The following is a 24,887-nucleotide window of genomic DNA, read 5'->3' as shown; positions in this document are numbered from 1 at the left end:
GCGACCCAGAGCCGGGAACGGCTCTGGGTCGCTCGGATTCGTTCGCTATGACGGGCGGAAAGCCCCGATCAATAGATCGGGAACTTCGCCGTCAGCGCGTGGACCTTCTCCTTCACCGCGGCTTCGGTCGCGGCGTTGTCCGCCTCGCCCTTGGCGGCGAGACCGTCCAGCACCTCGACGATATAGCCGCCGACGAGCTTGAACTCAGCCGTGCCGAAGCCGCGCGAGGTGGCGGCCGGCGAGCCGAGACGGATGCCGGAGGTGACGAAGGGCTTCTCCGGATCGAAGGGGATGCCGTTCTTGTTGCAGGTGATGTGCGAGCGGCCGAGCGCGGCTTCCGCGGCCTTGCCGGTCAGCTTCTTCGGACGCAGATCGACCAGCATCAGATGATTGTCGGTGCCGCCGGAGACGATGGCGAGGCCGGCGTCGACCAGCGTCTGCGCCAGCGTCTGGGCGTTGTCCTTGACCTGCTGCTGATAGGCCTTGAACTCGGGCTTCAGCGCCTCGCCGAAGGCGGCCGCCTTGCCGGCGATGACATGCATCAGCGGGCCGCCCTGCAGGCCCGGGAAGACCGCCGAATTGATCTTCTTGGCGATCTCTTCGTCATTGGTCAGCACCATGCCGCCGCGCGGGCCGCGCAGCGTCTTATGCGTGGTGGTGGTGACGACATGGGCGTGCGGGAAGGGCGACGGATGCAGGCCCGCAGCCACCAGACCGGCAAAATGCGCCATATCGACCATGAAATAGGCGCCGACGCTATCCGCGATCTTGCGGAAGGCCTCGAAGTCCCAAATGCGCGAATAGCCGGAGCCGCCCGCGATGATGATCTTCGGCTTGTGCTCGACGGCGAGCGCGGCGACCTGCTCCATATCGATGCGCTGATCGTCCTTGCGCACCGTATAGGGAACCGGCTTGAACCATTTGCCGGAGAGATTGACCGGCGAGCCATGGGTCAGATGGCCGCCCGCGGCGAGATCGAGGCCCATGAAGGTGTCGCCCGGCGTCGCCAGGGCGAGGAAGACCGACTGATTGGCCTGGCTGCCGGAATTGGGCTGCACATTGGCGAATCCGCAGCCGAACAGCTGCTTGGCGCGCTCGATCGCCAGATTCTCGGCGATGTCGACGAACTGGCAGCCGCCGTAATAGCGCTTGCCCGGATAGCCTTCGGCATATTTGTTGGTGAGGACGGAGCCCTGCGCTTCCAGAACCGCCTTGGACACGATGTTCTCGGAGGCGATGAGCTCGATCTCGTCGCGCTGCCGGCCGAGCTCGAGGCCGATGGCCTTGGCGAGATCAGGATCCGAATCGGCGAGCGAGGCAGTGAAGAAAGCGGATTGGCTCATTTAGCATCCTCTATCGAGACAAGGCGCGGCAAGTGACGGCGGCTCCCGGCTCGCCCGCGCCTTCGGGCGGAGCCGTTCGCGGGAAGCGAGGTTTCGCTCGGGGACGCCGGAAACGGCGATCCCGAAACGGCCTCGAGCTCCCGTTTTCAGCGCAAGATTCTCTCGGCCGATCGAAATCCGCCCGCAGAATGCGCGCTCGCGCATCGGTGTGAGGGTTCGCTTATCACGCTCTCGCAGGGACGAAAAGAGGCGCAACCGACGCGGGGACGGAGTTTGTCGCGGCGCCGGCCAATTCGCTCCCGTTTCCGGCGTGTCGCAGGCGATCGAAGCGTCGCCGCGACTGTCATCGACCGGATATGTTGCTTCGCTAGCGTCCGCCCCGCCAATATTAGGGGGCTACAAAATGTTCCTGAAGCATTCGATAGGCGGCCTCGCGGCCCTCGCCTGCGCGGCCGCCGCGACTCCCGCCAGCTCAGAATCTCTGCGCGAATTCAATCATATCGTCGTCATCTACCAGGAAAACCACAGCTTCGACAATCTGTTCGGCCTGTGGGGCGCGGTGAATGGCGAGCCGGTGCAGGGACTGCCCTTCGCCGACGCCGCGCACACCGAGCAGGTCCGCGCCGACGGGACCACCGCCTATTCCTGCCTGCTGCAGAACGATGTGAATCTCGCCTCGCCGTCGCCGCTGGCGACGAGCTGCACGGACGCGACCGGAGCGACCTCCTTCGTCAGCGCCTTCCAGAACAAGCCCTTCCAGATCGACGACTATATCGCCGCGACCGACAAGACCTGTCCGGCGCCGGGCGTCTCGGCCGTGAACGGCTTGCTGAAGAATGCCGCCGGCGCCCTCACGGGCGGCTGCACGCGCGATCTCGTGCATCGCTATTACAGCGAACAGTTCCAGATCAATGGCGGCAAGCAGAATCGCTATGTGACGGGCAGCGACGCCGCCGGCCTCTCCATGGGCTATTACGACACGACCAAGCTGCCGATCTATGCCGCGCTCCACGAGCATGGCGCGCCGCATTACGTCATCGCCGATCATTTCTTCCAATCGGCCTTCGGCGGCTCCTTCCTCAATCACCAATGGCTCGTCGCCGCGGCGACGCCGGTGTTCGCCAATGCGCTCAATGACGCGAGCGGAAACGACCTCCATTCCGTGGTCGACGCCAATGGCATGGCGGCGAGCACCGCGCTCTATACGAATCTGCTCGGCTCTTCCGCCAAGGACGCGCAGCTGACCGCCTCCTGCAATCCTCCCTCGGGACGTCCGGCGACGCCGGAGAATGTCGCCTGTGGCGATTTCGCGATCAATACGATCCAGCCTTATTATCAGCCCTACGCGCCCGGAACGGCGGATGCGAAGCGCCTGCCGCCGCTGGAAAATGCGACGATCGGCGATCGTCTCTCCGCGCGCGGGATCGACTGGGCCTGGTATTCGGGCGGCTGGTCCAACGCCAATGGCGACATCGGCGCGCCCGGCTGGACCAATGGAAACGGGATCGGCTGCGCCGATCCGAACGCGCTGGCGACGGCAACCTTTCCGAACTGCCCGGACAAGCTGTTCCAGTTCCACCATCAGCCCTTCAACTATTTCAAGGCCTATGCGCCCGGTACGACGGCGCGCCACGATCATCTGCGCGACGAGGCGGAGTTCGTCCAGCTCGCCAAGACCGGCCGGCTCAAGCCCGTCAGCTTCGTGAAGCCGATCGGCGCGGAGAACGAGCATCCCGGCTACGCCAGCGAGGCGGACGGCAGCTCGCATCTCGTCGATCTGATCGCCTCCATCGTCAACGGCCCGGACGGGCGCGAGACGCTCATCATCGTCACCTATGACGAGTTCGGCGGCTCCTGGGACCATGTGCCGCCGCCGCCCTATCAGAGCGAGCATGTGGCCGAAAGAGAGCATCATCACGGCCACGACCACCACGCCGGCGGCGGCGCGCATGATCGCTGGGGTCCCGGCACGCGCATTCCGGCGCTGCTGATCTCCAAGCGCTTCGATCGCTCCGGGGTGGATCATGCGAATTACGACACGACCTCGATCCTGAAACTGATCGAGGAGCGCTACCATCTCGCCCCGCTCGGCTCGCGCGACGCCGAAGTTCGCAGCCTAACGCGGGCGTTGGACGCCGCCGAGCGCTGAGCGCCGCGACCGACAAAGAAACGGCCCCGCGCGAGCGGGGCAGTTTTCGTTGCGGGCCTCGCATTCGGTTCCGAAACTCGCGCCGAACTTTTCACAGCGGCGCGATCATGCGATGAAGCCGGCGGCGCCGGCCCGTTCGCCCGCGCCGCAGAGGGGGCTCGCCAAGATGAATTCCTCCAGCTCCGGTCGGCGCGCGACGCTCGCCTGCGCCGGCTCGCTCTTCGTTCTCCTGTCGGGAGCGGCGGTCGCGCAGGACGCCGATTTCTCGCAATTGCCGATCTATCGGGAGTTTCGCGACCAGCTCGCCGCCCAAGGCTGGAGACCGGACGCCGGTTTCGGCCTCAAGCTCCCCTCCGGCAAGCCGCTCTATCGCTTCCCCGAAGTGCTGTGCGGGCCGAAAATCTGCCATGCGCGCTGGGTCCGCTCGGGAACGGAGAAGATCGTCACGCTGATCCGCGGCGACCTCACCGACGAATATCGCGTCTCGCCCTGAACGCGAGCGGCTCACTGCCGGGCCGGCGCGGCGGCCTGCGTCGCGAGAACGCCCGAGAAGCGCTCGACGAGATCGGCGGCGACCGCCGAGGGAAGCGCGAAGGCGAGGCGATTGCCGTCCGGCGAGACGAGGGTGAGCAGCAGATTGTCGCCGAGCATCTCGCGATGCAGCGCGATCGACTCCACCGGCGTCGCCAGCACGGCCTCGACCTCGCCGCTGGCCGGCTGCCGCTCGGCCAGGCCCTTCTCGCGCAGCGCCAAGGCGGAGCGGGTCAATTCGAGAATATCGGCGGCGGTGAGGACGATTCTAGCCGTCACGCCATCGTCGCCTTTCCGGCTGAGAATGAAATCCTCGCCGATCGGATCGAGATTGAGGCCGGACGACGCCTCGGACATGGGTCGGTGCTCCTTTGCTCTTGTGATCGGGCAGCATAGGCGAAGGCGAAAGAATTGTCTCGCTTCGCCGCGGCGCGTCGTCAGGCCGGGCGCAACGAGCGCATTCGCACGCGGCCGGTCTCGATGACCGAGAAATGGCCCGCCCAGTCGCTGCGTTCTTCGATGCGAGCGAGCAGCGCCTCCCCGATCGAGGCGGCGGGCGGCGTCGGCATTCGAAAGAGCATTATCCCGCAGGACGCCGGAAGCCCCGCGTTCCAGGCGAGTTCGCCGAAGTCCTTGTCGAAGGTCAGAAGAATACGCAGCTCCGTCTCCGCCATGACGAGCACGTCCACGTCCCGCGCGCCCGGCGATCTCTCGCTCACCGAGGAAACATCGTGACCCGCGGCTCGCAAGGCCGACACTGCGTCGCCCGGAAAATTCTCGTCGGCGAGAAATCGCATCTACGCGGCGCTGGGGAAAATTTTTTCCGACCGCAGCGCATCACGCGCATATCCGAGGCAGGCCACGATATCCTCCCGCTCGAGAACGGGATAGTTGCGTCGAATATCGGCTTCGCTCCAGCCGTCGGCCATCAGCCCGATGATGAATTCGACAGAAAGCCGCGTGCCGCGCACGACGGGCTTTCCTGCGAGCACGGCGGGATCGAGAACAATGCGCGCTTCATCGGCCATGGCGGCGCTCCTCGCTATAGAGAAATTATAGACCTTCCCGGGCAAATCGCCACAACGCTCGTCACCCCTTCCCCGCCCCACTCTTCTGATAGTCCTTCACATCCGAGAACACGATGGACGAATGCCGCTCCGCGTCATAGCGCAGCTGGAACTCGCTCGACGACATGAACACGGGCGCGCCGTCTATATCCTCCGCCATGGAGGAGCCGTGCGATTCGATGAAGCTCTTCAGCGCGACCGGGTCCTGAGAGGTGACCCAGCGGCATATGCCGAAGCGCGAGGTCTCGTATTTCGTCTCCAGCCCATATTCGGCCTCGAGCCGCGTCGCCAGCACGTCCAGCTGCAGCGCGCCGACGACGCCGACCAGCGCGCCGGAGCCGTCATTGGGCAGGAAGAGCTGCACCACTCCCTCCTCGGCGAGCTGGCGTAGCGCCTCGCGCAGCTTCTTGGCCTTCATCGCGTCGGAGATGACGATGCGGCGCAGAATTTCCGGCGCGAAGCTCGGCACGCCGCGGAAGGAAATCTCCTCGCCCTCGGTAAGCGTGTCGCCGATGCGCAAAATGCCGTGATTGGGAATGCCCACCACATCGCCCGCATAGGCTTCATCGGCGATGGAGCGGTCGCGCGCGAAGAAGAATTGCGGCGCATTGAGCGAGATGGTCTTGCCGGTGCGCACGATCTTCGCCTTCATGCCGCGCGAGAGCTTGCCCGAGCAGACGCGCATGAAGGCGATGCGGTCACGATGGTTCGGGTCCATATTCGCCTGAATCTTGAAGACGAAGCCGGCCATCTTCGGCTCCTTGGCCTCGACATGGCGCTTGTCGGCGTCCTGCCCGCGCGGCGAGGGCGCATATTCGGCCATTGCGTCGATGAGATCGCGCACGCCGAAATTGCGCAGCGCGCTGCCGAAGAAGACCGGCGTCAAATGCCCCTCGCGAAAGCCCGCGAGCTCGAATTTCTTGCAGCCCTCCTCCGCGAGCATGGCCTCCTCGAGCCAAGCGTCCGCCTCATGCGCCGGCAGCAGCGCGAGCAGCGCCGGGTCGTCGAGGCCGGAGACGGTCATCGGCTCCGTATCGGCGTCGATCTTGCGCACCGATTTCGTCGCGAAGCAGTAGGTGCCGGCGAAGCTGCGGCCCGAGCCGATCGGCCAGGTGACGGGCGCTGTGTCGAGCGCGAGCGTCTTCTCGATCTCGTCGAGGAGCGAAAAGGGATCGCGGCCATCACGGTCCAGCTTGTTGATGAAGGTGACGATCGGGATATCGCGCAGCCGGCACACTTCGAAGAGTTTTCGCGTGCGCGCTTCGATGCCCTTGGCGGCGTCGATCACCATTACCGCCGCGTCCACGGCGGAGAGCGTGCGATAGGTGTCTTCCGAAAAGTCCTCATGGCCCGGCGTGTCGAGCAGGTTGAAGACGCAATCGCCATATTCGAAGGTCATCACCGAGGTGACGACGGAAATGCCGCGCTCGCGCTCTATGCTCATCCAGTCGGAGCGCGTCTGCTGGGCGTTGCGCTTGGCCTTCACCGCGCCGGCGAGCTGAATCGCGCCGCCGAACAGCAGAAGCTTCTCGGTGAGCGTGGTCTTGCCCGCGTCCGGGTGGGAGATGATGGCGAAGGTGCGCCGCCGCGAGACGGGGTCGCTCGGCTGTGGACTGGTCAAGGCTGAGGCTCGCTGGAAAGTGGCGGGTTCGCCACGCCCTTTAAGGGCAATCGGCGGATAAGGCCAGCTTTCCGTGGCGGCTCACGCCGCCAGCTCGCGCAAGACCTCCGGCCGCCGCTCGGCGATCTTATAGAGCGTCACCGCAGCCGCGGAAGGCTTACGCCGGCCCTGCTCCCAATCCTGCAAGGTCCGCACGGACACGCCCAGCAGAGCGGCGAACGCCGCCTGCGACAGGCCGGACGCGAGCCTCGCGCTCGCGAATTGTGGGATTTCTGGATTGTGGACCCGCGCCATAGCGCCAGACTTCATTTCCAGCACCGATGCGAGCAACTCCGCGCCGATGTCGATCGCCTTCGCGCGCTTGGCGGATTTCGGGGAGCCGGAAGCGCTCACGCAAAATCCCCCGCGAGTTCCGCCCGCACCGCCTCCGGCATGACGGCGATATGGCCGTAATTCTGGTGCGTGAAGCCGATCAGCGCGCGTGCGCCGGGCTCCCGGAAGGCCGCGACCTGCGCGTCGGTGAAGGGAAAATGCACGAATTGCACGGCCGAGGCCTTGCCGTCGGCCCGGGTGCGGTCCTGATCGGCCTCGGCGACGCCGACGATGCGCTCGCCGTCCAATTCGATGAAGGCGGTCTCCTCTATCGCGCCCAGCGTATCCAGCACGCGCTTTCTGCGCAGCGGATCGTCGATCTCGATCATGAAAGTGGCCACCAATTCGCGGCCTTTGGGGATCAGCGGCTCATAGGCGGCGATCTCGCTCGGCGCCTGCTCGAGCGTCCCCTTCTCTATGTGGATCATCTCCTGGATCTGCAGCCAGATCGTCTCGAAATCCTCGAAATAAAAGGTCACGAAAGGCCCGACCTCGACGCGGCGATTGCGCTTGCGCGCGGCGATGCGGCGGCGGCTCTCGATGCGAATCTTGGCGTATTCGTCCGGCGGAAGAAGATCGGCGACGGTGATGTGGTGCTTTTGCGCCATTGATCGCTCCAGTTCTGGGGACGCCCGCGTCACTTCACCCCATAGGCAAGCGCGACAATCTCGATCGGATGGGCGAGAAGCTCGGGCTTTTTCGCCTCCGCGTCCAGCCGCTCCATGCCCTGCACGATATGCGGGCCGGAGAGCGGACATTCAGAGACGATATAGGCTTTGCCAGAGGATTGCGCCTGCCGCGCCACGGGCTTGCCGACCTTCAGCGCCGTCTCGAAATTCGCCGTCTTATAGCCCCAGGCGCCGCCATGGCCGGAACAGCGTTCGATGACCGCGACATCCGCCTGCGGGATGAGATTCAATAGCTCGGCGCCCTTCCGCCCAATATTTTGCGCGCGCGAATGGCAGGAGACATGAAAAGCGACGCCGCCCTCGATCGGCGACAGCCCTTGGGCCAGCCCCTCCTTGCGAGCGATTCCGACGACATATTCGCTGAGATCATAGGTGGAGGCGGCGAGGCGCTTCACTTTTGGATCATCGGTGACGATCAGCGGCCATTCGAATTTCAGCATCAGCGCGCAGGAGGGAACCAGCGCGATAATGTCATAGCCCTTGTCGATCCAGGGCTCGAAAGCGGTCGCCACTTGCTTCGCCGAGGCCGCGACCTCGCCGATGAGCCCCTGCTCCAGCAGCGGCATGCCGCAGCAATGCGGATGCAGAATCTCCGTCTCGACGCCATTTTTGGCGAGCACGGCGCGCGCCGCGAGTCCGACGCCGGGATCATTATATTCGCCGAAGCAGGTGGCGTAGATCACCGCCTTGCGGCCGAAGCCCGGCGCCTCTCTGTTCACCTCGACCGGCGTCTCCTTCGCGAGCGCCTCCAAGCTCTGCTTCGAATATTTCGGCAGCACAGCCTCGTGATGCAGGCCGGCGACCTTCTCCAGCGCATTGCGCGCGGCATGATGCGAGCAGTCGGTCGCCCAATTGGCGAGCGGCGCGAGCTTCGTCGCCACTGCGCCATTGCGGTCGGTCTCGGCGAGCTGGCGATCGGCGAAACCGACGCCATTCTTCTTCGCCTCGACAGCGCGATAGCGCAGCATCAGATGCGGAAAGTCGAGATCGAACTCATGCGGCGGCACATAGGGACATTTGGTCAGAAAGCACATGTCGCAGAGCGTGCAGGCGTCCACGATCTTTTTGAAATCCGCGCTGGCGACAGTCTCGATCTCGCCTTTCGCCGACTCGTCGACGAGATCGAACAGGCGTGGAAAGGAATCGCAGAGATTGAAGCAGCGCCGGCAGCCATGGCAAATATCCAGCACGCGGCGCATTTCGGCGTCGAGCTTCGCCTCGTCGTAGAAATCTGGATTTTCCCAATCCAATGGACGCCGGAAGGGCGCCTCGAGCCCGCCTTCTCTCATCGCTTCCATGCCCTGGTCGAATTATTCCGATCGGCTCATGCGTTTGCTCCTCGCTCCGCGCGTGGAGAGGGCCGGGGTGAGGGGCTCGGGGCGTGAGCCACAGATGGAAAACGCCCCGAGCCCCTCATCCGCACCTTCTCCCCGCAGGCGGGGAGAAGGAAGGCGGCGAAGGCCGCGCGAAGGATCGGCCGGAAATCGGGTCGCGCGCTTACTTCAGCTCGTCGAGCGCCTTCTGGAAACGGCCGGCGTGCGAGCGCTCGGCCTTGGCCAGCGTCTCGAACCAATCGGCGATCTCCTCGAAGCCCTCCTCGCGGGCCGATCGCGCGAATCCCGGATACATATCCGTATATTCATGCGTCTCGCCGGCGACGGCGGCCTTCAGATTGTCCTCGGTCTTGCCGATCGGCAGACCGGTCGCAGGGTCGCCCACCACCTCGAGAAATTCGAGATGGCCATGCGCATGGCCCGTCTCGCCCTCGGCGGTGGAGCGAAACACGGTCGCGACGTCATTATGGCCTTCGATATCGGCCTTTTGAGCGAAATAGAGATAACGGCGGTTCGCCTGAGACTCGCCGGCAAACGCATCCTTCAGATTTTGTTCGGTCTTGGTGCCCTTGAGCGTAGCCATGACTAAAGCTCCTCGGATGAACACTGATCGGGGCGCCGCCACTGTCCCGATGGCCAGTCGGAACGCCCTTGTTTAGAATAATTTGAAATTACCGATTGCCAAGCGCCAAAACCGTCTTTGACAGGGGACGAGGCGCCAAATCCATGCTGCAGCGCAAGATTGGCTTCGAAACTGCATAGAACGCGAGATTGTACGAACGCGGCGGGCACTTTCGCACAAAAGCGACGGAGCGCGCCCGACGCATGAGAGCGCGGAATGGCGGAGCAATTGGACTGGGTCGTCTGGAACGGCTCGCTCGGCGTTTCCGACGCGGTGGCGATCGGCCGCGTCGAGATCGTCGACGGCGTCCGCACCGCCTGTCTCGCGCCGCCCTATGATGTGGTGGGGCCGTTCAATCTGGACGAGCTGGAGACGCAGGGCCGCATCGCCTTCGGCGCCTGCTTCGTGATGTCGCGCCAACGCTGGAAGGAGGATCAGGTCGAATTGCGGATAGAAGGCCGCAAGCAGCGCGCCGCCTTCCAGAAGATGTTCAATTTCGACGAGGACGACAATCAGGAGCACCGCGAGACGCTGGAATTGCCTCTGGAAGGCGCGCTGGAGCCGGCCGAGATCAAATCCGCCTTCCGCCGCCTCGCCAAGACCGCCCATCCCGACGCCGGCGGCAGCGCGGAGGACTACCGCCGCATCGCCGAGGCGCGCGACGCGCTGCTGGCGCAGTTCGAAGGGGCGCGCTGAGAGCGCTTTCGCGAAATCGCAAAATCATTGTAGACTACGGAAATTGACAAGGCTTCGACGCAGCGAGCCGAATATGCAGTTCTTCCGACGACACACCCGCATCATTTCCGCCATTCTGCTGGACGAATTCGGCTTGCTGAAGCCCCTTTTTTTCGCTTGTCAGGCGTCCGATGAGCTCGATGGCCAAAACGCCGGCTCTGCCGATCGGATAGAGACCAGCGCCTACGACATGCGGCTGGGCGTCATGGCCCCGATCCCGAAAGCCGAGCAATTCATGAGAGATCAGGCGACAGAATTGATCGTAGAGATGCCGGCGAAGCTGTCGCTCACGCCGAAGAAATCCGACCTGACGCGAGAATGATCTATCTCTTCCCCTTGTCGAATGGATTTTCGCCCGAGCGCGTCGAGATGCGGATCGGCGTGCCCGGCAGATCGAAGGCGCGGCGCAATCCATTCACGAGAAAGCGCTGATAGCTCGCCGGCAATTCATCGAGCTGATTGCCGAACAGGATGAAATGCGGCGGCCGCGCCTTGGCCTGCGTCATATAGCGGATCTTGATGCGCCGGCCGGAGACCGCCGGCGGCGGAGTCTCGTCTATGGCGCTCTCGAGCCAGCGATTGAGCCGCGCCGTCGAGATGCGGCGGTTCCAGACCTCATGCGCCTCGAGAATGGCGTGCATAAGCTTGTCGAGCCCGTAGCCGGTCACGCCCGAGACGGCGACCACCGGCGCGCCCTTGATCTGCGGCAGCAGGCGCTCGGCCTCCTCGCGCAGCTTGGCGAGCCGCGTCCCCGGATCGTCGACCGCATCCCATTTGCCGAGCGCGATCACCACCGCCCTGCCCTCGCGCGCGGCGAGATCGGCGATGGTCAAATCCTGCTTCTCGAACGGAATGGCGGAGTCGAGCAGCAGCACGACGACCTCAGAGAAGCGCACGGCGCGCAGCGCGTCGGCGCCGGCGAGCTTCTCCAGCTTGTCGACGACCTTGGCGCGCTTGCGCAGGCCGGCGGTGTCGAAGAGCTTCATATCGCGGTCGCGCCAGCGGAAGGGCACGGAAATGCTGTCGCGGGTGATGCCCGCCTCCGGCCCGGTGAGCAGCCGGTCCTCGCCGAGCAGGCGATTGATCAGCGTCGATTTGCCGGCATTTGGCCGCCCGACGACGGCGATGCGCAGCGGCTTGGTCGGATCGACCTCGCTGCCGTCCTCATCGGCCGAGACGGCGATGTCGGTCGCCGCCTCTTCATCCTCCTCCCAATCCGCGGTCGCCTCCGGCAGCGCTTCGCGAAGCGCGTCGTAGAACTCGCCGAGGCCCTCGCCATGCTCGGCGGAGAGCGGCACCGGATCGCCGAGGCCGAGCTCATAGGCCTCGACCAGGCCTGCCTCGCCCTTGCGCCCTTCCGACTTATTGGCCGCGAGGATGACCGGCTTGCCGGCGCGGCGCACCAGATCGGCGAAATATTTGTCGTCCGGCGTCACCCCGACGCGCGCGTCGATCATGAAGAGAATGGCGTCGGCGGTCTCGATCGCCGCCTCCGTCTGCGCGCGCATCCGCCCTTCCAGCGTGGCGGAGGCGCCTTCCTCGAGGCCAGCCGTGTCGATGATGGTGAAGCGCAGATCGGCGAGGCGCGCCTCGCCTTCTCGGCGATCACGCGTCACGCCGGGCCGGTCGTCGACGAGCGCGAGCTTCTTGCCGACGAGCCGGTTGAATAAGGTCGACTTGCCGACATTCGGCCGGCCGATGATGGCGAGCGTGAAGGACATTGTGGCCCTTTGGTCCAACGTCGCGGCGACGCCGCCTCGAGAATGCGCGCCTATTTCCCGGCCGGCGCGGCGGGCGCAGGCGCGGCGTCTTGTCCGGCCGCGGGCGCGGCGGCCGGCGGCGGGGCGGCGCCGCGCGCAGCCTCCAGCAGCGCCTTATAGGCCCCGGCGCGCTGGCGCATGGCGTGAGGCGCCTCCTGATCATTGAGGATGAGCTTGAAGACGCGCTCGGCCTCGTTGAAATCGCTGTCCTGCAGCGCGTCGAGCCCCAAGAGCTCCTGCGCCGTAAAGCGGAACGGCCCATTGGCGGTGACGAGCTCGCCGAGGCGATCCGCCATTTTCTGCCGCTCGCCCTGCTCGAGCAGAATGAGGCCGGCGCGCAGCTTGGCCACCTGCTGCGTGAGCTTGTCGACGCCCTTGTCCTCGGAGATGGCGTCGAAGGCGGCGACCGCCTTGGCCTTGTCGCTCTGCGCCAGCTCCTGCGCCGCGCGCAGCCGCGCCAGAGTGGCGTAGCCCCTGGGTGAATCCTTGGCGAGCGCCTCGAAGGCGGCGACGGCCTCGGCGCCCTTGCCTTGCGTCGCGAGCGCGGCCGCCGCGCTGAAGCGGACATTGGCACCCTCGGCGGCCTTTATGCGATTGCTCTCGTAGAAACTATAGGCGCCCGTCGCCACCACGACCAGAAAAGCGCCGACAATCACCGGCGTCTGATAACGCTTCCAGAGGTTGGCCGCCTTGTCCCGGCGGATGTCTTCGTCGACCTCGTGGAAAATGTCGGACATGACCGCTCCTGTCGAGATTGGCGCCGGGGCGTTCCGGCGCGAAGGCCGCTGTTAGCATGGGCAGGCGCACAAGGCCAGTTCCCCCCGCGACGGCCGTTTCGGCGGCGGGCTCGGCCGCGGCCGTGCGGCGGCCCGCCCCGGCTGCTCCGACCAATATGACGCGCCTTCGCCAGAGCGACGAGGACAGGGGCGAGAGGCCAGGGACGAAATAGGCGCGCCATCCGGTCCGATCGGATCGGATGGCGCGCTCATGAGATGCGCGTCACGCGCCGCCGGGCTCTCCGGTGAATTTCACGAGAATATCTTGGTCTCGCACCACATATTGGCAGGCGAGCCGATATTTGGGCGGAATATCGTCGACCACCGCGCGCGCGATCTCCTCGGCCGTGATCTTGCCCATGGATTTCAGTTGCGCTTTCTCCTTCTCGGTGAGCGTCGCGCCCATGGTCTTGTCGTCGAGCGGCGTCACCTCGATGAGGCAGGAGCCGCATTCGCCGTCTTTGCAATCATGTGGAATGGGAATCTTATTCGCCTCGGCGACGGCGAGTATCGTGTGCGTGTCGCCGGCGACCGCATAGACCGTCACATTTTTATGGAGAAGAGGGGTGGAGAAGGTGACGTCGGGCATGGCCGTCCTCCCTTGTTTTTATTATGCGCAAAGAAGCGTAGGCCGCGACTCGGCGAGCGTCAATCGATGATCACATGCGGCAAAAAGCGCGAGCGATCCGTCGTCACCAGCGAAGCATCCTCGCGCACGCCCATGCCCGCCGGCGCGCCGCCGACGAGCCAGCAGCCGAGCACGGGATAACGGCCACCGAAATTCGGCAACAGACATAATTGCTGCCGCACGAAGCCTTCGGCGCCATAGGCCCCATCCGTATGCGCGAGACACGTCTCGCCGTCGAAGAGCGCCACATTGGCGCCCTCGCGCGAATAGAGCGGCTTGCGCGCATATCGCGTCAATGATGCGGCGCGCGCGTCGTCCTCGAAAAAGCAGGGCAGAAGATTGGGATGGCCGGGTGCCGCCTCCCACAGATAAGCGAGAAATCCCTTGCTCGAGGGAATGGCCTTCCACGGCGGCTCGACGAAACGCGTCGCCCCCATCGCCGCCGATTTGCCGAAAGCGTCGGCGAACATCCATTCCCAAGGATAGAGCTTGAACAATCGCTCGACGCGCCGCCCCGAGCGATCGACGAAAATCTCGCCGGAAAGGCCGATGTCGCGCATGTCGATGCGCGCCGTCCAGGAGCCCGCCTGCGCCGCGCAATCGGCGAGATAGACGACATTGCCGCGATCCTCGACGCTCTGCGTCATGCAGGCGAAATGCACGGGAGCGCCGCCCGCGATCTCGCGCCAGCGCGCGATCAGGCGGTCATGCAGCGAATTGAACTGATCCGCTCCTTTCGGCAAATGGCCGCGCGCGATCATCTGCTCGAGCCAGAACCATTGCACGACCGCGGATTCGAACAGGCTCGTCGGCGTGTCGGCGTTATATTCGAGCAGCTTCGGCGGCCCCTCTCCGTCATAGGAGAAATCGAAACGCCCATAGAGCGAGGCGTCGCGGCGCGCATGGCTCTCGGCGATGAGGCTCCATGCGTGACGCGGAACGCGCAAGCGCTCCAGCGCCTGCTCGTCTCTCACCAAGCGCGCGACGACATCCTCGCAGAGCGCGGAAAGATCGGCGGTCGCGGTTTCGATATCCTCCTCGATCTCGCGCATCGAAAAGACATAGCGCGCGCTCTCGTCCCAATAGGGCTCGCCATCCGCCTGCGCATATTGAAAGCCGATCTTTCTCGCCTCCTCGGCGAAGTCCGGCCGCGGCGGCGATGGCTCGCGTCTCACGATCCGCCGCCGCCATGGCCGGCGGCGCCGAAGCCGCCGAAGGAAACGGCATGGCCGGAAGACGCCGCGCCCGCATGTCCCGACGAGCTCTCGCCCGAAGAGGAAAGGCCGCCGGAGCCGCCATGGCTATGCGACTGGCGGCATTCCTCCTGCCGCTCCCAGTCGGCATCCTCGGCGCAGTCGCGTCCATGCGCATATTCGATCGCCGCATAAGTTCCAATCGACAGCGAGCCGGCGGCGATCAGCGCGACGGTGTGCGCATATTCGATCGCCGCATAGGTCCCGATCGACAACGAGCCGACGGCGATCGCCGCAATGGCGATCGTGCGCTTGCGGCTCCCGAAAGGCCCGCTCGGGCCGCCGGGGAGCCCCTCGGGCGCATGAGTGACGATGGGCGGCGCCAGCCCGCGGCGTCCGAATTCCTTGCGCGGCGGCTCGGCCATGGGGGCCTCTCAAGGGCTCATGCAGGCGGCGCTGAGCACGCCCGCCGAAATGGAGACGGCGCCGAGCCAGACCGCCGCGGCGATGGCGTTCTGCTCGATCGCCTGAGAGAGCCCCGGATGCGCGAGCCGCGCGAGAAGATAGGCGACGATCTGCGTGGCGAAGGCGACGAAGCCCCAGATGATGAATTCGAGCCCCGATTGCGTATTGTGCACGGCGCCGGCGAGCGCGATGGCGAAGCCGATGAGGCTGCCGCCGAAGGCGATGGCGGCGGAGGCGTTGTGCGCATTGACGATGAGGTCGAATTCGCAATGCGGCGTGAGCCGCGTGTAGACAACGCAGAAAGCCGCGCAATAAGCGATCGTCCCGAGAAAATAGGCGGCGAAGGACAGGAGGCCGGAGGCGAGGTCTGCTGGCAATGTAATCCTCTCGGAAATGTCTCGCCGCGAGGTTAGCAAAGCGAATGACCGAAAGATAGCCGCGCCGCGATGCGACGCTGCCTCACGAGCCGCCCGAATAGAAGCCGCCGCTCCCCCCGAATCCGCCGTAATGAGCGTGGAAGCCCGACCCGCCTGCACCGCTCCCGCCTCCGCCGCCACCTCCGCCGGCATCGCTGCCGCGCTCGCAATCGCGCCGCGGATCGGCAGAGCAGATTTGGCGATCGATGGTCTGCGCCAGCGTGAAAATTCCGATCGAGATCGCGCCGAGCGCGATCAGCGCGACGGCGAGTGGCCACGCCTGCTCCGACGCGAGATGCAGAGAATCGCCGACAGGCGTCTCCGGCCGCGGCGGCGGCGCCGGGCGCGGTCCGAGGCCGTGGCCATATTTCGCTATGCCTTCGCGTTCGATATGCAGCGATCGCTTGCGCGGGCTCTCCACGCGTCTCGGCCCCAGGCCGTGGCCGAAAGATTCGATGCTCGGCTCTTCCTCCGCCATGGCTCATCGACCGTGGGGGAAAGCGCCGCAAGGAAACGGCGCCGACGCAGCGACGCCGCCGATGACAACTCCCGAACGCAAAGTCGCGCCTTTCGAAAATAGATGCGCGAATATATCGGGAACCCGCGACGAAAGATAGCCGCGCGCCAGAATTGGCGACCACGGGCTCCTTCAAAACACCCCCGCCTCCAGCCCCGCGGCCATCGCCATTGCGAGCTCGCGGGCGGCGTCGACGAATTCCTCCCGCCATTCCCCGCGCAAGATGAGCGGCTCCTGCACGCTGCGCCAGCGCAAGCCGGTCGTGACGCTCTCGACGCTGCGGCGCGCGCCGGCGCCGTCATTGCCGGCGCGGATATAGAGCGCGTAAGGGCGGCCCTGCGTGCGCTCGAGGCAGGGATAATAGCTGCGGTCGAAAAAATCCTTCAGCGCCCCGCTCATATAGCCGAGGTTTTCGGTCGTCCCCAGAATGATGGCGTCCGCCGCCAGCGCATCCAGGGGCGTCGCTTCGAGCGGCGCCCGGACGATCGTCTCCACGCCATCGATCTCGCGCGCCCCGGCCAGCGCGGCGTCGCGCAGAAGCCGCGTATTGCGCGAAGGCGTATGGGCGAGAATCAGAAGGCGCTTGCGGGACATTGGGCGGCAACGCTCTCCCGCGGCCGATGCGGCATGTGCGCCGGCGCACGATGCGGCCGCGCGGGAAATGATAGCGCTTCCAGCCGAAGTCGACGCCGGTTCGGCATTGGAAACGCGTCAAAACAAAAAAGTCTAGCGCATCCTGCGGACGCTGACGCGAGAAAAGCGAGCCGAGGCTCGCTCTTTTGAAACCACGCCCGAGCAGCTGTCCAGCTCTCGCCGGCGCGGCACGCGCAGGTTGCGCGGGAGGGCGCCGCCCTCCCGGCTTCGATCAGTTCAGCGTACGACCGCCGGCGGCCTTGCAGGCGTCCTCGGATTCGACGAAGGACCAGCCCTTGCCTTTGCAGGCGTTCATGCCCTTGCAGGCGTTCTTGGGGCTGTGGCAGTCGCTCTTGCCCTTGCAGGCGTTGGCGCCGATGCATTGCACCTTGCCGGGCGTCGCCGCCATGGCCGTCGTCACGGCGCCGGCGAGCGCGAGAGAGACCGCCGCTATGGCGAGAGCCGTTCCGTTGCGAATATTGTCTTTCATGTTTCCTCCCCGAGGGGTGTCGGCCTCTTTGGGCTTCGACCGCGCCTATCTGTCGTGAATCCGCCGCAGGGGCAAGGGCGCAGACGGCTCGCCCGCGTGACTTTCGCGCCGCAAGATGGCAGAACTCGCCCCGCCTGCGGCGACGGGCCGCATTCGGAGCCTCTCATCCATGTCGATCCTCGAATCGGTCCGCAAATCGCTCGTCCCCATCCATCCGGAAGGCTATATTTTCATAGCGGCCTTCGCCATCGCAGCCCTGCTGCTGCATTGGATCTCCTCGACGCTCGGCTGGGTCGGCTTCATCGCCACCGGCTGGTGCGTCTATTTCTTCCGCGATCCGCAGCGGCTTACGCCTTTGCGCGAGGGGCTGGTGGTGTCGCCGGCCGATGGAATCGTCTGCTCCATCGGCTTCTTCCTGCCGCCGGCCGAGCTCGGCCTCGGCGCGGAGCCGATGCAGCGCGTCTCCATCTTCATGAGCGTCTTCGATGTGCATGTGAACCGCGCGCCCATCACCGGCCGCATCAGCAAAGTCGCCTATAAGCCCGGCATTTTCCTCAACGCCGATCTCGACAAGGCGAGCGAGGACAATGAGCGCAACGGCATCGTCATCGACGCGCCATCGGGCCGCTATGGCGTGGTGCAGATCGCCGGCCTGGTGGCGCGGCGCATCGTCTGCTTCGTGCAGGACGGTCAACCGATCGGCGTCGGCGACCGCTTCGGCCTCATCCGCTTCGGCTCGCGCGTCGACGTCTATATGCCGACGGGGGCCAAGCCCCGCATAGCGGTGGGCTCGCGCGCCATAGCGGGCGAGACCATTCTGGCGGATGTGAACTCCACCGCCGCCCCGCTGAGCTTCAAGGCTGGCTGAACCGTCGCCGCGAGAGAGTCCTTCCGATGAACGAACCTTTTTCCTTCGACGCCGGTCCCGAGGGCCGCGACGCGCAATTATCCGCCTCCGAACGGCGCCGCCTGCGCTTCCGCAACATTCCGATCCGCGTGGTGCTGCCCAATCTGGTCACGCTGCTGGCGCTGTCCATGGGTCTCACCGCCATACGCTACGCAACGGAAGGCAAGTTCGATACGGCCGTCACCGCGGTCATCGCCGCCGCTGTGCTGGACGGGCTCGACGGGCGCCTCGCCCGTGCGCTCAAAGGCACGTCGCGTTTCGGCGCGGAGCTCGACTCGCTCGCCGATTTCGTCGATTTCGGCGTCGCGCCGGCGCTGCTGCTCTACCTTTGGTCGCTGCATGAGATCAAAGGCCTCGGCTGGTTCGCGGCGCTCGTCTTCGCCATCGCCTGCGCGCTGCGCCTCGCCCGCTTCAACGTCACCGTGGACGAGCCGGGCCGGCCCGCCTGGCATTCGGACTTCTTCGTCGGCATGCCGGCGCCGGCCGGCGCGGTCGCGGTTCTGCTGCCGCTCTATCTCAATCTCTCGGTCGTCGACCTGCCCGGGTCCAAGGCGCTGGTGCCGCTGTTCATCGTCTATGTGCTGGGAATCGCCTTTCTGATGGCGAGCCGCATTCCGCATTTCTCCGGCAAGCGCATCGGCCGCATTCCGCGTGAATATGTCATTCTCGTGCTGTTCTGCGTCGGCGTGACGGCGCTGCTGCTCGCCATCTATCCGATGGAGACGCTGGTGCTGGCGAGCCTCGCCTATCTCGCCGCCATCCCCTTCGGCGTGAAGCGCTACAAGGAGCTGGAGCGGCAGGAGGCGGAGAAGGCGCAAGGCGCCTGACGCGGCTATTTTGCGAGGGCCTTCGCCCCCGCCACGGCGGCGACGACGCCGACAGTGACGAAAACGAGAGAGAGCTCCACGGTCTCGCCGAGGAACAGAGCGGCGAGACCGAGTCCGAGCAGCGGCTGGAGCAGCTGCAGCTGCCCGACGGCGGCGATGCCGCCCAGCGCCAGCCCGCGATACCAGAAGACGAAGCCGATCAACATGCTGAACAGCGCCACATAGGCGAGCGCGACCCAGGAGCGCGGCGGCGCGGCGAGCAGCCCCTCCGGCGCGCTGACAGCGGTCCAGACGAGCATCGCCGGCAGCGAGAGCGCCAGCGCCCAGCAGATCACCCGCCAGCCGCCGAGCCGGCGCGACAGCAGCCCTCCTTCGGCATAGCCGAAGCCCGCGACGAAGATCGCGCCGAGCATCAGAAGGTCGCCCGAGGAGATCGCGCCGTCGCCCCGCCTCCAGGCGAAGCCGGCGACGAGCGCGCCGCCGGCGAGCGCGCAGAGCCAAAAGCCCGGCCGCGGCCGCTCGCCGCCGCGCAGCACGCCGAAAGCCGCCGTCGCCAAGGGCAGCAACCCGACGAAGACGAGCGAATGGGCCGAGGTCATGCGCGTCAGCGCCAGCGCGCTGAGCAGCGGAAAGCCGACCACCACGCCCAAAGCCACGCCGACGAGCGAGAGAAGCTCGCTACGGCTCGGCCTGCTCTCGCGGAAGAGGGCCAGCAGGCAGAGCGCGATCAGCCCGGCGATCGACGCCCGCGCGCCCGTCAGAAACAAAGGATCGAAGCCCGCGACGGCGACGCGCGTCGCCGGCAGCGATCCGCTGAAAATCAACACCCCGAGCGCGCCGTTCAGCCAGCCCTCCGTCATCCTATCCATATCGAAACATCCCTTTCCTCATCGGCGAAGGATCGGACAGAACCCCTTGCTCGGCCAGAGACAGATGGATACAATTTTCGTAAACTGTTTCGACAGCATCCGTGAACTGTGCTGGGATGAAAGGCGATACGCTTGACCAAAACATCCTCGCCTCCCCGACGGATCGAGCTGGTGATGTCGACGATCCGCGAGCGGATCGCGGCGCGCCAGCTGACGCCCGGCGCGCGCCTCCCCTCGGTGCGGCAAGCGGCGCGGTCGATCGGCGTCTCCGTCTCCACAGTGGTCGAGGCCTATGAGCGGCTCGCCGCCGAGGGCGTCATAAAATCCCGCCCCGGCTCCGGCTTCTATGTTTCGGCGCCGCTGGCGCCGCTGGCGCTGGGCAAGATCGGCCCGCGCCTCGACCGCGAGGTCGATCCGCTCTGGATGTCGCGTCAATCGCTGGAGGCCGGCGAGGGAATGCTCCGCCCCGGCTGCGGCTGGTTGCCGGCCGAATGGATGCCCGAGGCGGCGCTGCGCCGGGCACTGAAAGCCGTCGCGCGGGGAAGCGCCGCCTCCCTCGCCGATTATTCCGAACCGCTCGGCCTCGCTCCGCTGCGCGGCTTCATCGCCCGCCGCCTCGGCGAGCGGGACATACCCGCCGCGCCCGATCAGATTCTGCTGACCGGCTCGGGAACGCAGGCGATCGACCTCGTCTGCCGTTTTCTGATCGAGCCCGGCGACACTGTGCTGATCGACGATCCCTGCTATTTCAATTTCCGCGCTCTGCTGCAGGCGCATCGCGCCGACATCGTCGGCGTGCCGATGACGCCGAACGGCCCCGATCTCGAGATTTTCGCGCAAAGCCTCGCGCAAAAGCGGCCACGCCTCTATCTCACCAATGCCGCCGTCCATAATCCGACCGGCGCCGCCATCTCCTCGACGACGGCGCATCGGCTGATGGCGCTCGCCGAGCCCGCCGGCCTCATCATCGTCGAGGACGATATTTTCGCCGATTTCGAAACCGCGCCGACCCCTCGCCTCGCCGCTTTCGACGGACTTCGCAACGTCATTCAGATCGGCAGCTTCTCCAAGACCCTCTCCGCCGCGGCGCGTTGCGGCTACATCGCCGCCTGCCCCGATTGGATCGAGCAGATCGCCGATATCGGCCTCGCCACGCAATTCGGCAGCCCGCGCCTCTCGGCCGAGATCGCGCTGGCGCTGCTGAAGGACGGCGGCTATCGCCGCCATCTCGAGGCGCTGCGCGCGCGTCTCGCCGGGGCGAGGACGGCGACGATCCGCCGTCTCGAAGCGCTCGGGATCACGCCCTTCGTCGAGCCCAAGGCCGGCATGTTCGTCTGGGCGCGCCTGCCGGACGAGGCCGACGCCTCGCAGATCGCGCGGCTCTGCCTCGCGGAGGGAATCGTGCTCGCACCCGGCAACGCCTTCAGCCTCGGCCAGACGGCGCGCGATTATCTGCGCTTCAACGTCTCGCAATCGGACGATCCGCGCATCTACGACTCCCTGGCGCGCGCGCTGCAGGCGAGCGCGCCGCCGATGCGGGCCGCCGGCTAGAGCAGGGCGTGCGACCATCTGGCGCTTGCCGTCCCGCCGCCGCCTGGACATAGTGGCGCGCGGCCGAAAATGCCGCCTTCCGACGCGCGAGCGTCGGGAAAAATAAACAAAGATCGGGAGGGGAGCGAAACAGCGCTTCGAACGGAGGCGATTTCGCTCTAGAACGTCGGCTCGAGAGGAGAGACTGCGCCTTTAAAAAACGGCGCTGTCGCGGTTCGCGTCATGTTCATCAAAATACTCGGATCGGGCGCCGGCGGCGGCTTCCCGCAATGGAACTGCAATTGCGCCAATTGCCGCGCCGTGCGCGAGGGCAAGCCCGGCTTTTCGGCGCGCACGCAATCCTCGCTCGCGGTCAGCGCCAATGGCGTCGATTTCGTGCTGCTCAACGCCTCGCCGGATTTGCGCCAGCAGATCGCGCAGGCGCCGCAGCTCTCGCCCAGCCCGCAGGATGGATTGCGCGCGAGCCCGATCAAATCCGTCGTGCTGACCAATGGCGATGTAGACCATGTCGCCGGCCTGCTCAATCTGCGCGAGGCGCAGGCCTTCTCCATCTATTCCTCGGGGCGCATTTTGAATGTGCTCGCCGGCAATCGCATCTTCGATATTCTGGTCCCCGAGCTGGTGACGCGCGTCGAATTTCCCTTCGACGAGGCGATCCCGCTGCATGGCGCCGGCGTCGATCTCGGCCTCGCGGTGAAGGCGTTTCCGGTGCATGGCAAGATCGCGCTCTGGCTCGAGGACAAGAGCGTCGCGGGTTTCGGCACGCAAGTGGGCGACACGCTCGGCGTCGAGATCATCGAGACGGCGACGGGCAAGAGCTGCTTCTACATTCCCGGCTGCGCGAACATCGACGAGCCGCTGAAGGAGCGCCTGCGCGGCGCGAGCCTCGTCTTCTTCGACGGAACTTTGTTCCATGAGAATGAGATGATCGAGCAAGGATTGCTCGGCAAGACCGGCTCACGCATGGGCCATGTCAATATGAGCGGCGATGACGGCTCGATGAAAGCCTTCGAGGACCTTTCCGTCGCGCGCAAGATCTACGTGCATATCAACAACTCCAATCCGACTCTCGACGCATCGTCGAAGGAACGCGCGATCGTGAATGCGGCCGGATGGGAGATCGGCGCGGACGGCATGGAGGTGACGCTATGAACGACTTCTCGACGGCCGAGTGGCACGACGCTCCTCCCTTGTCGAAGGAGGCCTTCGAGGCCGCGATCCGCGCCGTGGGCGAGGAGCGCTATCACGACAAGCATCCGTTCCACAAAATGCTGCATGGCGGAAAGCTGAACAAAGGCCAGGTGCAGGCCTGGGCGCTCAACCGCTATTGCTATCAAGAGGCGGTGCCGCGCAAGGACGCCGCCTTCATGAGCCGCGTCCACGACCGCGAATTGCGGCGCGAGTGGATTCATCGCATCCACGATCACGACGGATTGGGCGAGGAAGGCGGCGGCATAGAGCGCTGGCTCGTGCTCACCGACGGGCTCGGCCTCTCGCGCGAATACGTCACCTCGCGCAAGGGCGCGCTGCCGGCGACCAAATTCGCCGTGGAAGCCTATGTGCGCTTCGTCGTCGAGCAGCCGCTCGTCATAGCGGTGGCGTCATCGCTGACGGAGCTGTTCGCGCCGGCGATCCATCGCGAGCGCATCGCCGGAATGCTCGAGAATTACGATTTCGTCGACGATTCCGTGATGGCCTATTTCAAGCGCCGTCTCGCCCAGGCGCCGCGCGACAGCGATTTCGCATTGTCGTATATTCTCCAGCACGCCTATACGCGGGCGGAGCAGGAAGCCTGCGTCGGCGCCGTGCGCTTCAAATGCGACGTGCTCTGGGCGCAGCTCGACGCGCTCCATCAGGCCTATGTGACCGGCCTCATCCCGCCGGGCGCCTTTGTGCCGGGAGAGAAGTGAAGGACGAGAGAATGAGCGAAGCGCGTTTCGTGGTGACGCCGGAGTCGAAGCCGGCCTTCACGCGCTATTCGCGCCTGCACGAGGATGTCGTGCGGCGGCGCAAGGTGATCCTCGCGCCCGAACGCGCCTATGAGCTCGACCCGATCGGCCTCGCCGTGCTCGACCATGTCGACGGCGTCGCCAGCGTCTCCGAGATTTCGCAGCGTCTCGCGCAGACCTATTCGGCGCCCGTCGATGTGATCCAGACGGATGTGGTCAAGCTGCTGCAAGGCCTCGCCGACAAGCGCCTGCTGCGCGACGGGCCGGACGCATTTTCGCCCCCGCCCCTCTCGCAGACGGCGAAATCCTATGCGCCCTTCGAGCGCGGCCCGGCCGGACTGCTGGCCGAGCTGACGCATCGCTGTCCGCTACAGTGCCCCTATTGCTCCAATCCGCTCGATCTCGAGCGCGCCAATACGGAGCTGACCTCCGGCGAATGGGGCGACGTGTTTCGGCAGGCCGCCTCCATCGGCGCGCTGCAATTGCATCTCTCGGGCGGCGAGCCGACCATTCGCCGCGATCTCGAGGAGATTCTCGCCCACGCCGTCGACGCCGGCCTCTACACAAATCTCGTGACCTCCGCCGTGCTGCTGACGCGCGAGCGTTTGGCGCATCTCGCCGAGATCGGCCTCGATCATGTGCAGGTCTCGGTGCAGGATGTGGTCCCCGAAAGCTCGGACCATATTTCCGGCTATGAGGGCGGCGTCGCCAAGAAGCGCGACGTCGCGCGCTGGGCGCGGGAATTGGGCCTCGGCCTCACCATCAATGCGCCGATCCATCGCCAGAACATCGACCATCTGCCGCAGATCATCGATTTCGCGGTGGAGGTCGGGGCGCAGCGGCTCGAGGTGGCGCATATTCAATATTACGCCTGGGCGGAGGTGAACCGCGCCGCGCTGATCCCGACGCGCGAGAAATTCCTCGCCACCGTCGGCATTGTGGAAGAGGCGAAGAAGCGCCTGCAGGGCGTGCTCAATTTCGACTTCGTGATCCACGATCATTACGCCTCGCGCCCCAAGGCCTGCACGGGCGGCTGGGGCCGCAGCATCATGGTGGTGACGCCCTCCGGCAAGGCCCTGCCCTGCCACGCCGCGCAGACGCTGCCGGGCCTCTCCTTCGACAAGGTGCGCGACCGTCCGCTCGCCGAGATTTGGCGCGATGGCGCGGCCTTCCAGGCCTTTCGCGGCGAGGATTGGATGCAGGAGCCCTGCCGCAGCTGCGACAAGCGCGGGGTCGATTATGGCGGCTGCCGCTGCCAGGCGCTGGCCGTCACCGGCGACGCGGCGGCGACCGATCCGGCCTGCCATCGCTCGGCTCATCACGAGGAATTCGCCGCGCTCGGGCAGAACGAGTCGCTGCTGCCGGCGCCGGCTTTCGTCTATCGCCGCCTCGGCGGGGCGGACCGCAAGGAGAAGGCGCTGGACGAGCAGCCGGCGTGAGCTT

The 24,887-nt window shown here is 65.7% G+C and carries 29 protein-coding genes; 10 read left to right on the top strand and 19 right to left on the bottom strand.

The window, feature by feature from the left end; genetic code table 11:
* Positions 1 to 68 precede the first annotated feature (68 nt).
* Entirely contained in the window at positions 69 to 1,343 is a 1,275-nt protein-coding gene (gene glyA, locus FMZ75_RS07175; RefSeq protein WP_166141833.1) for a serine hydroxymethyltransferase, read from the bottom strand.
* A gap of 403 nt (positions 1,344 to 1,746) precedes the next feature.
* Between glyA and FMZ75_RS07170 the strand changes: the two genes are divergently transcribed.
* Positions 1,747 to 3,492: an alkaline phosphatase family protein gene (locus FMZ75_RS07170; RefSeq protein ID WP_166141832.1), complete on the top strand. Its 1,746-nt coding sequence runs from the start codon at positions 1,747 to 1,749 to the stop codon at positions 3,490 to 3,492.
* 112 nt (positions 3,493 to 3,604) lie between these two features.
* Positions 3,605 to 3,985, top strand: coding sequence for a hypothetical protein (locus FMZ75_RS07165; protein ID WP_166141831.1), 381 nt, complete (start codon positions 3,605 to 3,607; stop codon positions 3,983 to 3,985).
* Between the two features lie 11 nt (positions 3,986 to 3,996).
* Here FMZ75_RS07165 and FMZ75_RS07160 read toward each other — a convergent pair whose 3' ends face one another.
* From FMZ75_RS07160 to FMZ75_RS07125, 8 genes are all read right to left on the bottom strand, one after another.
* Positions 3,997 to 4,380 carry a hypothetical protein gene (locus tag FMZ75_RS07160; protein WP_166141830.1) on the bottom strand — a complete coding sequence of 128 codons (384 nt, stop codon included), beginning with the start codon at positions 4,378 to 4,380 and terminating at the stop codon, positions 3,997 to 3,999.
* 80 nt (positions 4,381 to 4,460) lie between these two features.
* The gene (locus FMZ75_RS07155) at positions 4,461 to 4,820 is read right to left on the bottom strand and encodes a DUF5615 family PIN-like protein (protein ID WP_166141829.1); all 360 of its coding nucleotides are present in this window, start codon (positions 4,818 to 4,820) and stop codon (positions 4,461 to 4,463) included.
* Positions 4,821 to 5,051: a DUF433 domain-containing protein gene (locus FMZ75_RS07150; RefSeq protein WP_166141828.1), complete on the bottom strand. Its 231-nt coding sequence runs from the start codon at positions 5,049 to 5,051 to the stop codon at positions 4,821 to 4,823. It abuts the gene before it with no gap.
* A 61-nt stretch (positions 5,052 to 5,112) separates the two neighbouring features.
* Positions 5,113 to 6,711: a peptide chain release factor 3 gene (locus FMZ75_RS07145; RefSeq protein WP_166141827.1), complete on the bottom strand. Its 1,599-nt coding sequence runs from the start codon at positions 6,709 to 6,711 to the stop codon at positions 5,113 to 5,115.
* A gap of 81 nt (positions 6,712 to 6,792) precedes the next feature.
* Positions 6,793 to 7,104 (bottom strand): helix-turn-helix domain-containing protein, encoded by a 312-nt coding sequence (locus tag FMZ75_RS07140; RefSeq protein ID WP_370464682.1) that lies wholly within the window; start codon positions 7,102 to 7,104, stop codon positions 6,793 to 6,795.
* Positions 7,101 to 7,691, bottom strand: coding sequence for a DUF3501 family protein (locus FMZ75_RS07135; protein WP_166141826.1), 591 nt, complete (start codon positions 7,689 to 7,691; stop codon positions 7,101 to 7,103). Before FMZ75_RS07135 ends, FMZ75_RS07140 begins: the two co-directional genes overlap by 4 nt.
* A gap of 29 nt (positions 7,692 to 7,720) precedes the next feature.
* The gene (locus FMZ75_RS07130) at positions 7,721 to 9,061 is read right to left on the bottom strand and encodes a heterodisulfide reductase-related iron-sulfur binding cluster (RefSeq protein ID WP_166141870.1); all 1,341 of its coding nucleotides are present in this window, start codon (positions 9,059 to 9,061) and stop codon (positions 7,721 to 7,723) included.
* Positions 9,062 to 9,269: 208 nt separating this feature from the next.
* Positions 9,270 to 9,689 carry a rubrerythrin family protein gene (locus tag FMZ75_RS07125; protein ID WP_018264950.1) on the bottom strand — a complete coding sequence of 140 codons (420 nt, stop codon included), beginning with the start codon at positions 9,687 to 9,689 and terminating at the stop codon, positions 9,270 to 9,272.
* Positions 9,690 to 9,944: 255 nt separating this feature from the next.
* Between FMZ75_RS07125 and FMZ75_RS07120 the strand changes: the two genes are divergently transcribed.
* Entirely contained in the window at positions 9,945 to 10,424 is a 480-nt protein-coding gene (locus tag FMZ75_RS07120) for a J domain-containing protein (protein WP_166141825.1), read from the top strand.
* A gap of 73 nt (positions 10,425 to 10,497) precedes the next feature.
* On the top strand, positions 10,498 to 10,785 hold the full coding sequence (locus FMZ75_RS07115; RefSeq protein WP_166141824.1) for a hypothetical protein: 288 nt from the start codon (positions 10,498 to 10,500) through the stop codon (positions 10,783 to 10,785).
* A 1-nt stretch (position 10,786) separates the two neighbouring features.
* Here the strand turns inward: FMZ75_RS07115 and der are convergent, their stop codons facing one another.
* The 9 genes from der to FMZ75_RS07070 form a co-directional block, all read right to left on the bottom strand.
* Positions 10,787 to 12,184: a ribosome biogenesis GTPase Der gene (der, locus tag FMZ75_RS07110; protein ID WP_142862282.1), complete on the bottom strand. Its 1,398-nt coding sequence runs from the start codon at positions 12,182 to 12,184 to the stop codon at positions 10,787 to 10,789.
* A 50-nt stretch (positions 12,185 to 12,234) separates the two neighbouring features.
* Positions 12,235 to 12,960, bottom strand: a complete 726-nt coding sequence (locus tag FMZ75_RS07105) for a tetratricopeptide repeat protein (RefSeq protein ID WP_108916790.1) — start codon at positions 12,958 to 12,960, stop codon at positions 12,235 to 12,237.
* A gap of 262 nt (positions 12,961 to 13,222) precedes the next feature.
* Positions 13,223 to 13,588 carry a 2Fe-2S iron-sulfur cluster-binding protein gene (locus FMZ75_RS07100; protein ID WP_108916791.1) on the bottom strand — a complete coding sequence of 122 codons (366 nt, stop codon included), beginning with the start codon at positions 13,586 to 13,588 and terminating at the stop codon, positions 13,223 to 13,225.
* 59 nt (positions 13,589 to 13,647) lie between these two features.
* Positions 13,648 to 14,802 carry a glutathionylspermidine synthase family protein gene (locus FMZ75_RS07095; RefSeq protein WP_166141823.1) on the bottom strand — a complete coding sequence of 385 codons (1,155 nt, stop codon included), beginning with the start codon at positions 14,800 to 14,802 and terminating at the stop codon, positions 13,648 to 13,650.
* Complete coding sequence (locus FMZ75_RS07090) at positions 14,799 to 15,245, bottom strand: hypothetical protein (protein WP_166141822.1); 447 nt, start codon at positions 15,243 to 15,245, stop codon at positions 14,799 to 14,801. Before FMZ75_RS07090 ends, FMZ75_RS07095 begins: the two co-directional genes overlap by 4 nt.
* Positions 15,246 to 15,254: 9 nt before the next feature.
* Entirely contained in the window at positions 15,255 to 15,662 is a 408-nt protein-coding gene (locus FMZ75_RS07085) for a DUF350 domain-containing protein (RefSeq protein ID WP_108916794.1), read from the bottom strand.
* 82 nt (positions 15,663 to 15,744) lie between these two features.
* A complete protein-coding gene (locus FMZ75_RS07080; protein ID WP_108916795.1) occupies positions 15,745 to 16,179 on the bottom strand; it encodes a hypothetical protein in 435 nt (144 codons plus the stop codon).
* A 171-nt stretch (positions 16,180 to 16,350) separates the two neighbouring features.
* On the bottom strand, positions 16,351 to 16,812 hold the full coding sequence (locus tag FMZ75_RS07075) for a flavodoxin family protein (protein WP_166141821.1): 462 nt from the start codon (positions 16,810 to 16,812) through the stop codon (positions 16,351 to 16,353).
* A gap of 271 nt (positions 16,813 to 17,083) precedes the next feature.
* Positions 17,084 to 17,341, bottom strand: a complete 258-nt coding sequence (locus FMZ75_RS07070) for a hypothetical protein (protein ID WP_142862278.1) — start codon at positions 17,339 to 17,341, stop codon at positions 17,084 to 17,086.
* 169 nt (positions 17,342 to 17,510) lie between these two features.
* On the opposite strand from FMZ75_RS07070, the gene FMZ75_RS07065 reads away from it, so the two are divergent.
* The gene (locus FMZ75_RS07065; RefSeq protein WP_166141820.1) at positions 17,511 to 18,209 is read left to right on the top strand and encodes a phosphatidylserine decarboxylase; all 699 of its coding nucleotides are present in this window, start codon (positions 17,511 to 17,513) and stop codon (positions 18,207 to 18,209) included.
* 26 nt (positions 18,210 to 18,235) lie between these two features.
* A complete protein-coding gene (gene pssA / locus FMZ75_RS07060) occupies positions 18,236 to 19,075 on the top strand; it encodes a CDP-diacylglycerol--serine O-phosphatidyltransferase (RefSeq protein WP_166141819.1) in 840 nt (279 codons plus the stop codon).
* A 5-nt stretch (positions 19,076 to 19,080) separates the two neighbouring features.
* Here pssA and FMZ75_RS07055 read toward each other — a convergent pair whose 3' ends face one another.
* Positions 19,081 to 19,944, bottom strand: coding sequence for a DMT family transporter (locus FMZ75_RS07055; protein WP_166141818.1), 864 nt, complete (start codon positions 19,942 to 19,944; stop codon positions 19,081 to 19,083).
* 174 nt (positions 19,945 to 20,118) lie between these two features.
* Between FMZ75_RS07055 and FMZ75_RS07050 the strand changes: the two genes are divergently transcribed.
* From FMZ75_RS07050 to pqqE, 4 genes are all read left to right on the top strand, one after another.
* Positions 20,119 to 21,495, top strand: coding sequence for a PLP-dependent aminotransferase family protein (locus tag FMZ75_RS07050; RefSeq protein WP_166141869.1), 1,377 nt, complete (start codon positions 20,119 to 20,121; stop codon positions 21,493 to 21,495).
* A gap of 222 nt (positions 21,496 to 21,717) precedes the next feature.
* Positions 21,718 to 22,647 carry a pyrroloquinoline quinone biosynthesis protein PqqB gene (gene pqqB, locus FMZ75_RS07045; RefSeq protein ID WP_166141817.1) on the top strand — a complete coding sequence of 310 codons (930 nt, stop codon included), beginning with the start codon at positions 21,718 to 21,720 and terminating at the stop codon, positions 22,645 to 22,647.
* On the top strand, positions 22,644 to 23,405 hold the full coding sequence (gene pqqC, locus FMZ75_RS07040; RefSeq protein ID WP_166141816.1) for a pyrroloquinoline-quinone synthase PqqC: 762 nt from the start codon (positions 22,644 to 22,646) through the stop codon (positions 23,403 to 23,405). The genes pqqB and pqqC overlap by 4 nt, the downstream gene beginning before the upstream one ends.
* Before the next feature lie 11 nt (positions 23,406 to 23,416).
* Entirely contained in the window at positions 23,417 to 24,883 is a 1,467-nt protein-coding gene (gene pqqE, locus FMZ75_RS07035) for a pyrroloquinoline quinone biosynthesis protein PqqE (RefSeq protein ID WP_166141815.1), read from the top strand.
* Positions 24,884 to 24,887 lie beyond the last annotated feature (4 nt).

Origin of the sequence: Methylosinus sp. RM1 (assembly GCF_011378635.1) — a bacterium.
In the GTDB taxonomy this organism is placed as follows: Bacteria; Pseudomonadota; Alphaproteobacteria; order Rhizobiales; family Beijerinckiaceae; genus Methylosinus; species Methylosinus sporium.
Note: the sequence above shows the minus strand (reverse complement) of the source record. Positions and strands in the feature narration are given on the sequence as shown.

Coding starts and splice junctions, on each gene's coding strand:
- FMZ75_RS07070 (WP_142862278.1), bottom strand. CDS start 17,341: ATGAAAGACAATATTCGCAACGGAACGGCTCTCGCCATAGCGGCGGTC.
- FMZ75_RS07065 (WP_166141820.1), top strand. CDS start 17,511: ATGTCGATCCTCGAATCGGTCCGCAAATCGCTCGTCCCCATCCATCCG.
- FMZ75_RS07115 (WP_166141824.1), top strand. CDS start 10,498: ATGCAGTTCTTCCGACGACACACCCGCATCATTTCCGCCATTCTGCTG.
- pqqC (WP_166141816.1), top strand. CDS start 22,644: ATGAACGACTTCTCGACGGCCGAGTGGCACGACGCTCCTCCCTTGTCG.
- FMZ75_RS07055 (WP_166141818.1), bottom strand. CDS start 19,944: ATGGATAGGATGACGGAGGGCTGGCTGAACGGCGCGCTCGGGGTGTTG.
- FMZ75_RS07080 (WP_108916795.1), bottom strand. CDS start 16,179: ATGGCGGAGGAAGAGCCGAGCATCGAATCTTTCGGCCACGGCCTGGGG.
- FMZ75_RS07150 (WP_166141828.1), bottom strand. CDS start 5,051: ATGGCCGATGAAGCGCGCATTGTTCTCGATCCCGCCGTGCTCGCAGGA.
- FMZ75_RS07155 (WP_166141829.1), bottom strand. CDS start 4,820: ATGCGATTTCTCGCCGACGAGAATTTTCCGGGCGACGCAGTGTCGGCC.
- glyA (WP_166141833.1), bottom strand. CDS start 1,343: ATGAGCCAATCCGCTTTCTTCACTGCCTCGCTCGCCGATTCGGATCCT.
- FMZ75_RS07165 (WP_166141831.1), top strand. CDS start 3,605: ATGAAGCCGGCGGCGCCGGCCCGTTCGCCCGCGCCGCAGAGGGGGCTC.
- FMZ75_RS07090 (WP_166141822.1), bottom strand. CDS start 15,245: ATGGCCGAGCCGCCGCGCAAGGAATTCGGACGCCGCGGGCTGGCGCCG.
- FMZ75_RS07100 (WP_108916791.1), bottom strand. CDS start 13,588: ATGCCCGACGTCACCTTCTCCACCCCTCTTCTCCATAAAAATGTGACG.
- FMZ75_RS07125 (WP_018264950.1), bottom strand. CDS start 9,689: ATGGCTACGCTCAAGGGCACCAAGACCGAACAAAATCTGAAGGATGCG.
- FMZ75_RS07105 (WP_108916790.1), bottom strand. CDS start 12,960: ATGTCCGACATTTTCCACGAGGTCGACGAAGACATCCGCCGGGACAAG.
- pqqE (WP_166141815.1), top strand. CDS start 23,417: ATGAGCGAAGCGCGTTTCGTGGTGACGCCGGAGTCGAAGCCGGCCTTC.
- FMZ75_RS07075 (WP_166141821.1), bottom strand. CDS start 16,812: ATGTCCCGCAAGCGCCTTCTGATTCTCGCCCATACGCCTTCGCGCAAT.
- FMZ75_RS07135 (WP_166141826.1), bottom strand. CDS start 7,691: ATGGCGCAAAAGCACCACATCACCGTCGCCGATCTTCTTCCGCCGGAC.
- FMZ75_RS07160 (WP_166141830.1), bottom strand. CDS start 4,380: ATGTCCGAGGCGTCGTCCGGCCTCAATCTCGATCCGATCGGCGAGGAT.
- FMZ75_RS07120 (WP_166141825.1), top strand. CDS start 9,945: ATGGCGGAGCAATTGGACTGGGTCGTCTGGAACGGCTCGCTCGGCGTT.
- pssA (WP_166141819.1), top strand. CDS start 18,236: ATGAACGAACCTTTTTCCTTCGACGCCGGTCCCGAGGGCCGCGACGCG.
- pqqB (WP_166141817.1), top strand. CDS start 21,718: ATGTTCATCAAAATACTCGGATCGGGCGCCGGCGGCGGCTTCCCGCAA.
- FMZ75_RS07050 (WP_166141869.1), top strand. CDS start 20,119: ATGTCGACGATCCGCGAGCGGATCGCGGCGCGCCAGCTGACGCCCGGC.
- FMZ75_RS07170 (WP_166141832.1), top strand. CDS start 1,747: ATGTTCCTGAAGCATTCGATAGGCGGCCTCGCGGCCCTCGCCTGCGCG.
- FMZ75_RS07130 (WP_166141870.1), bottom strand. CDS start 9,061: ATGAGAGAAGGCGGGCTCGAGGCGCCCTTCCGGCGTCCATTGGATTGG.
- der (WP_142862282.1), bottom strand. CDS start 12,184: ATGTCCTTCACGCTCGCCATCATCGGCCGGCCGAATGTCGGCAAGTCG.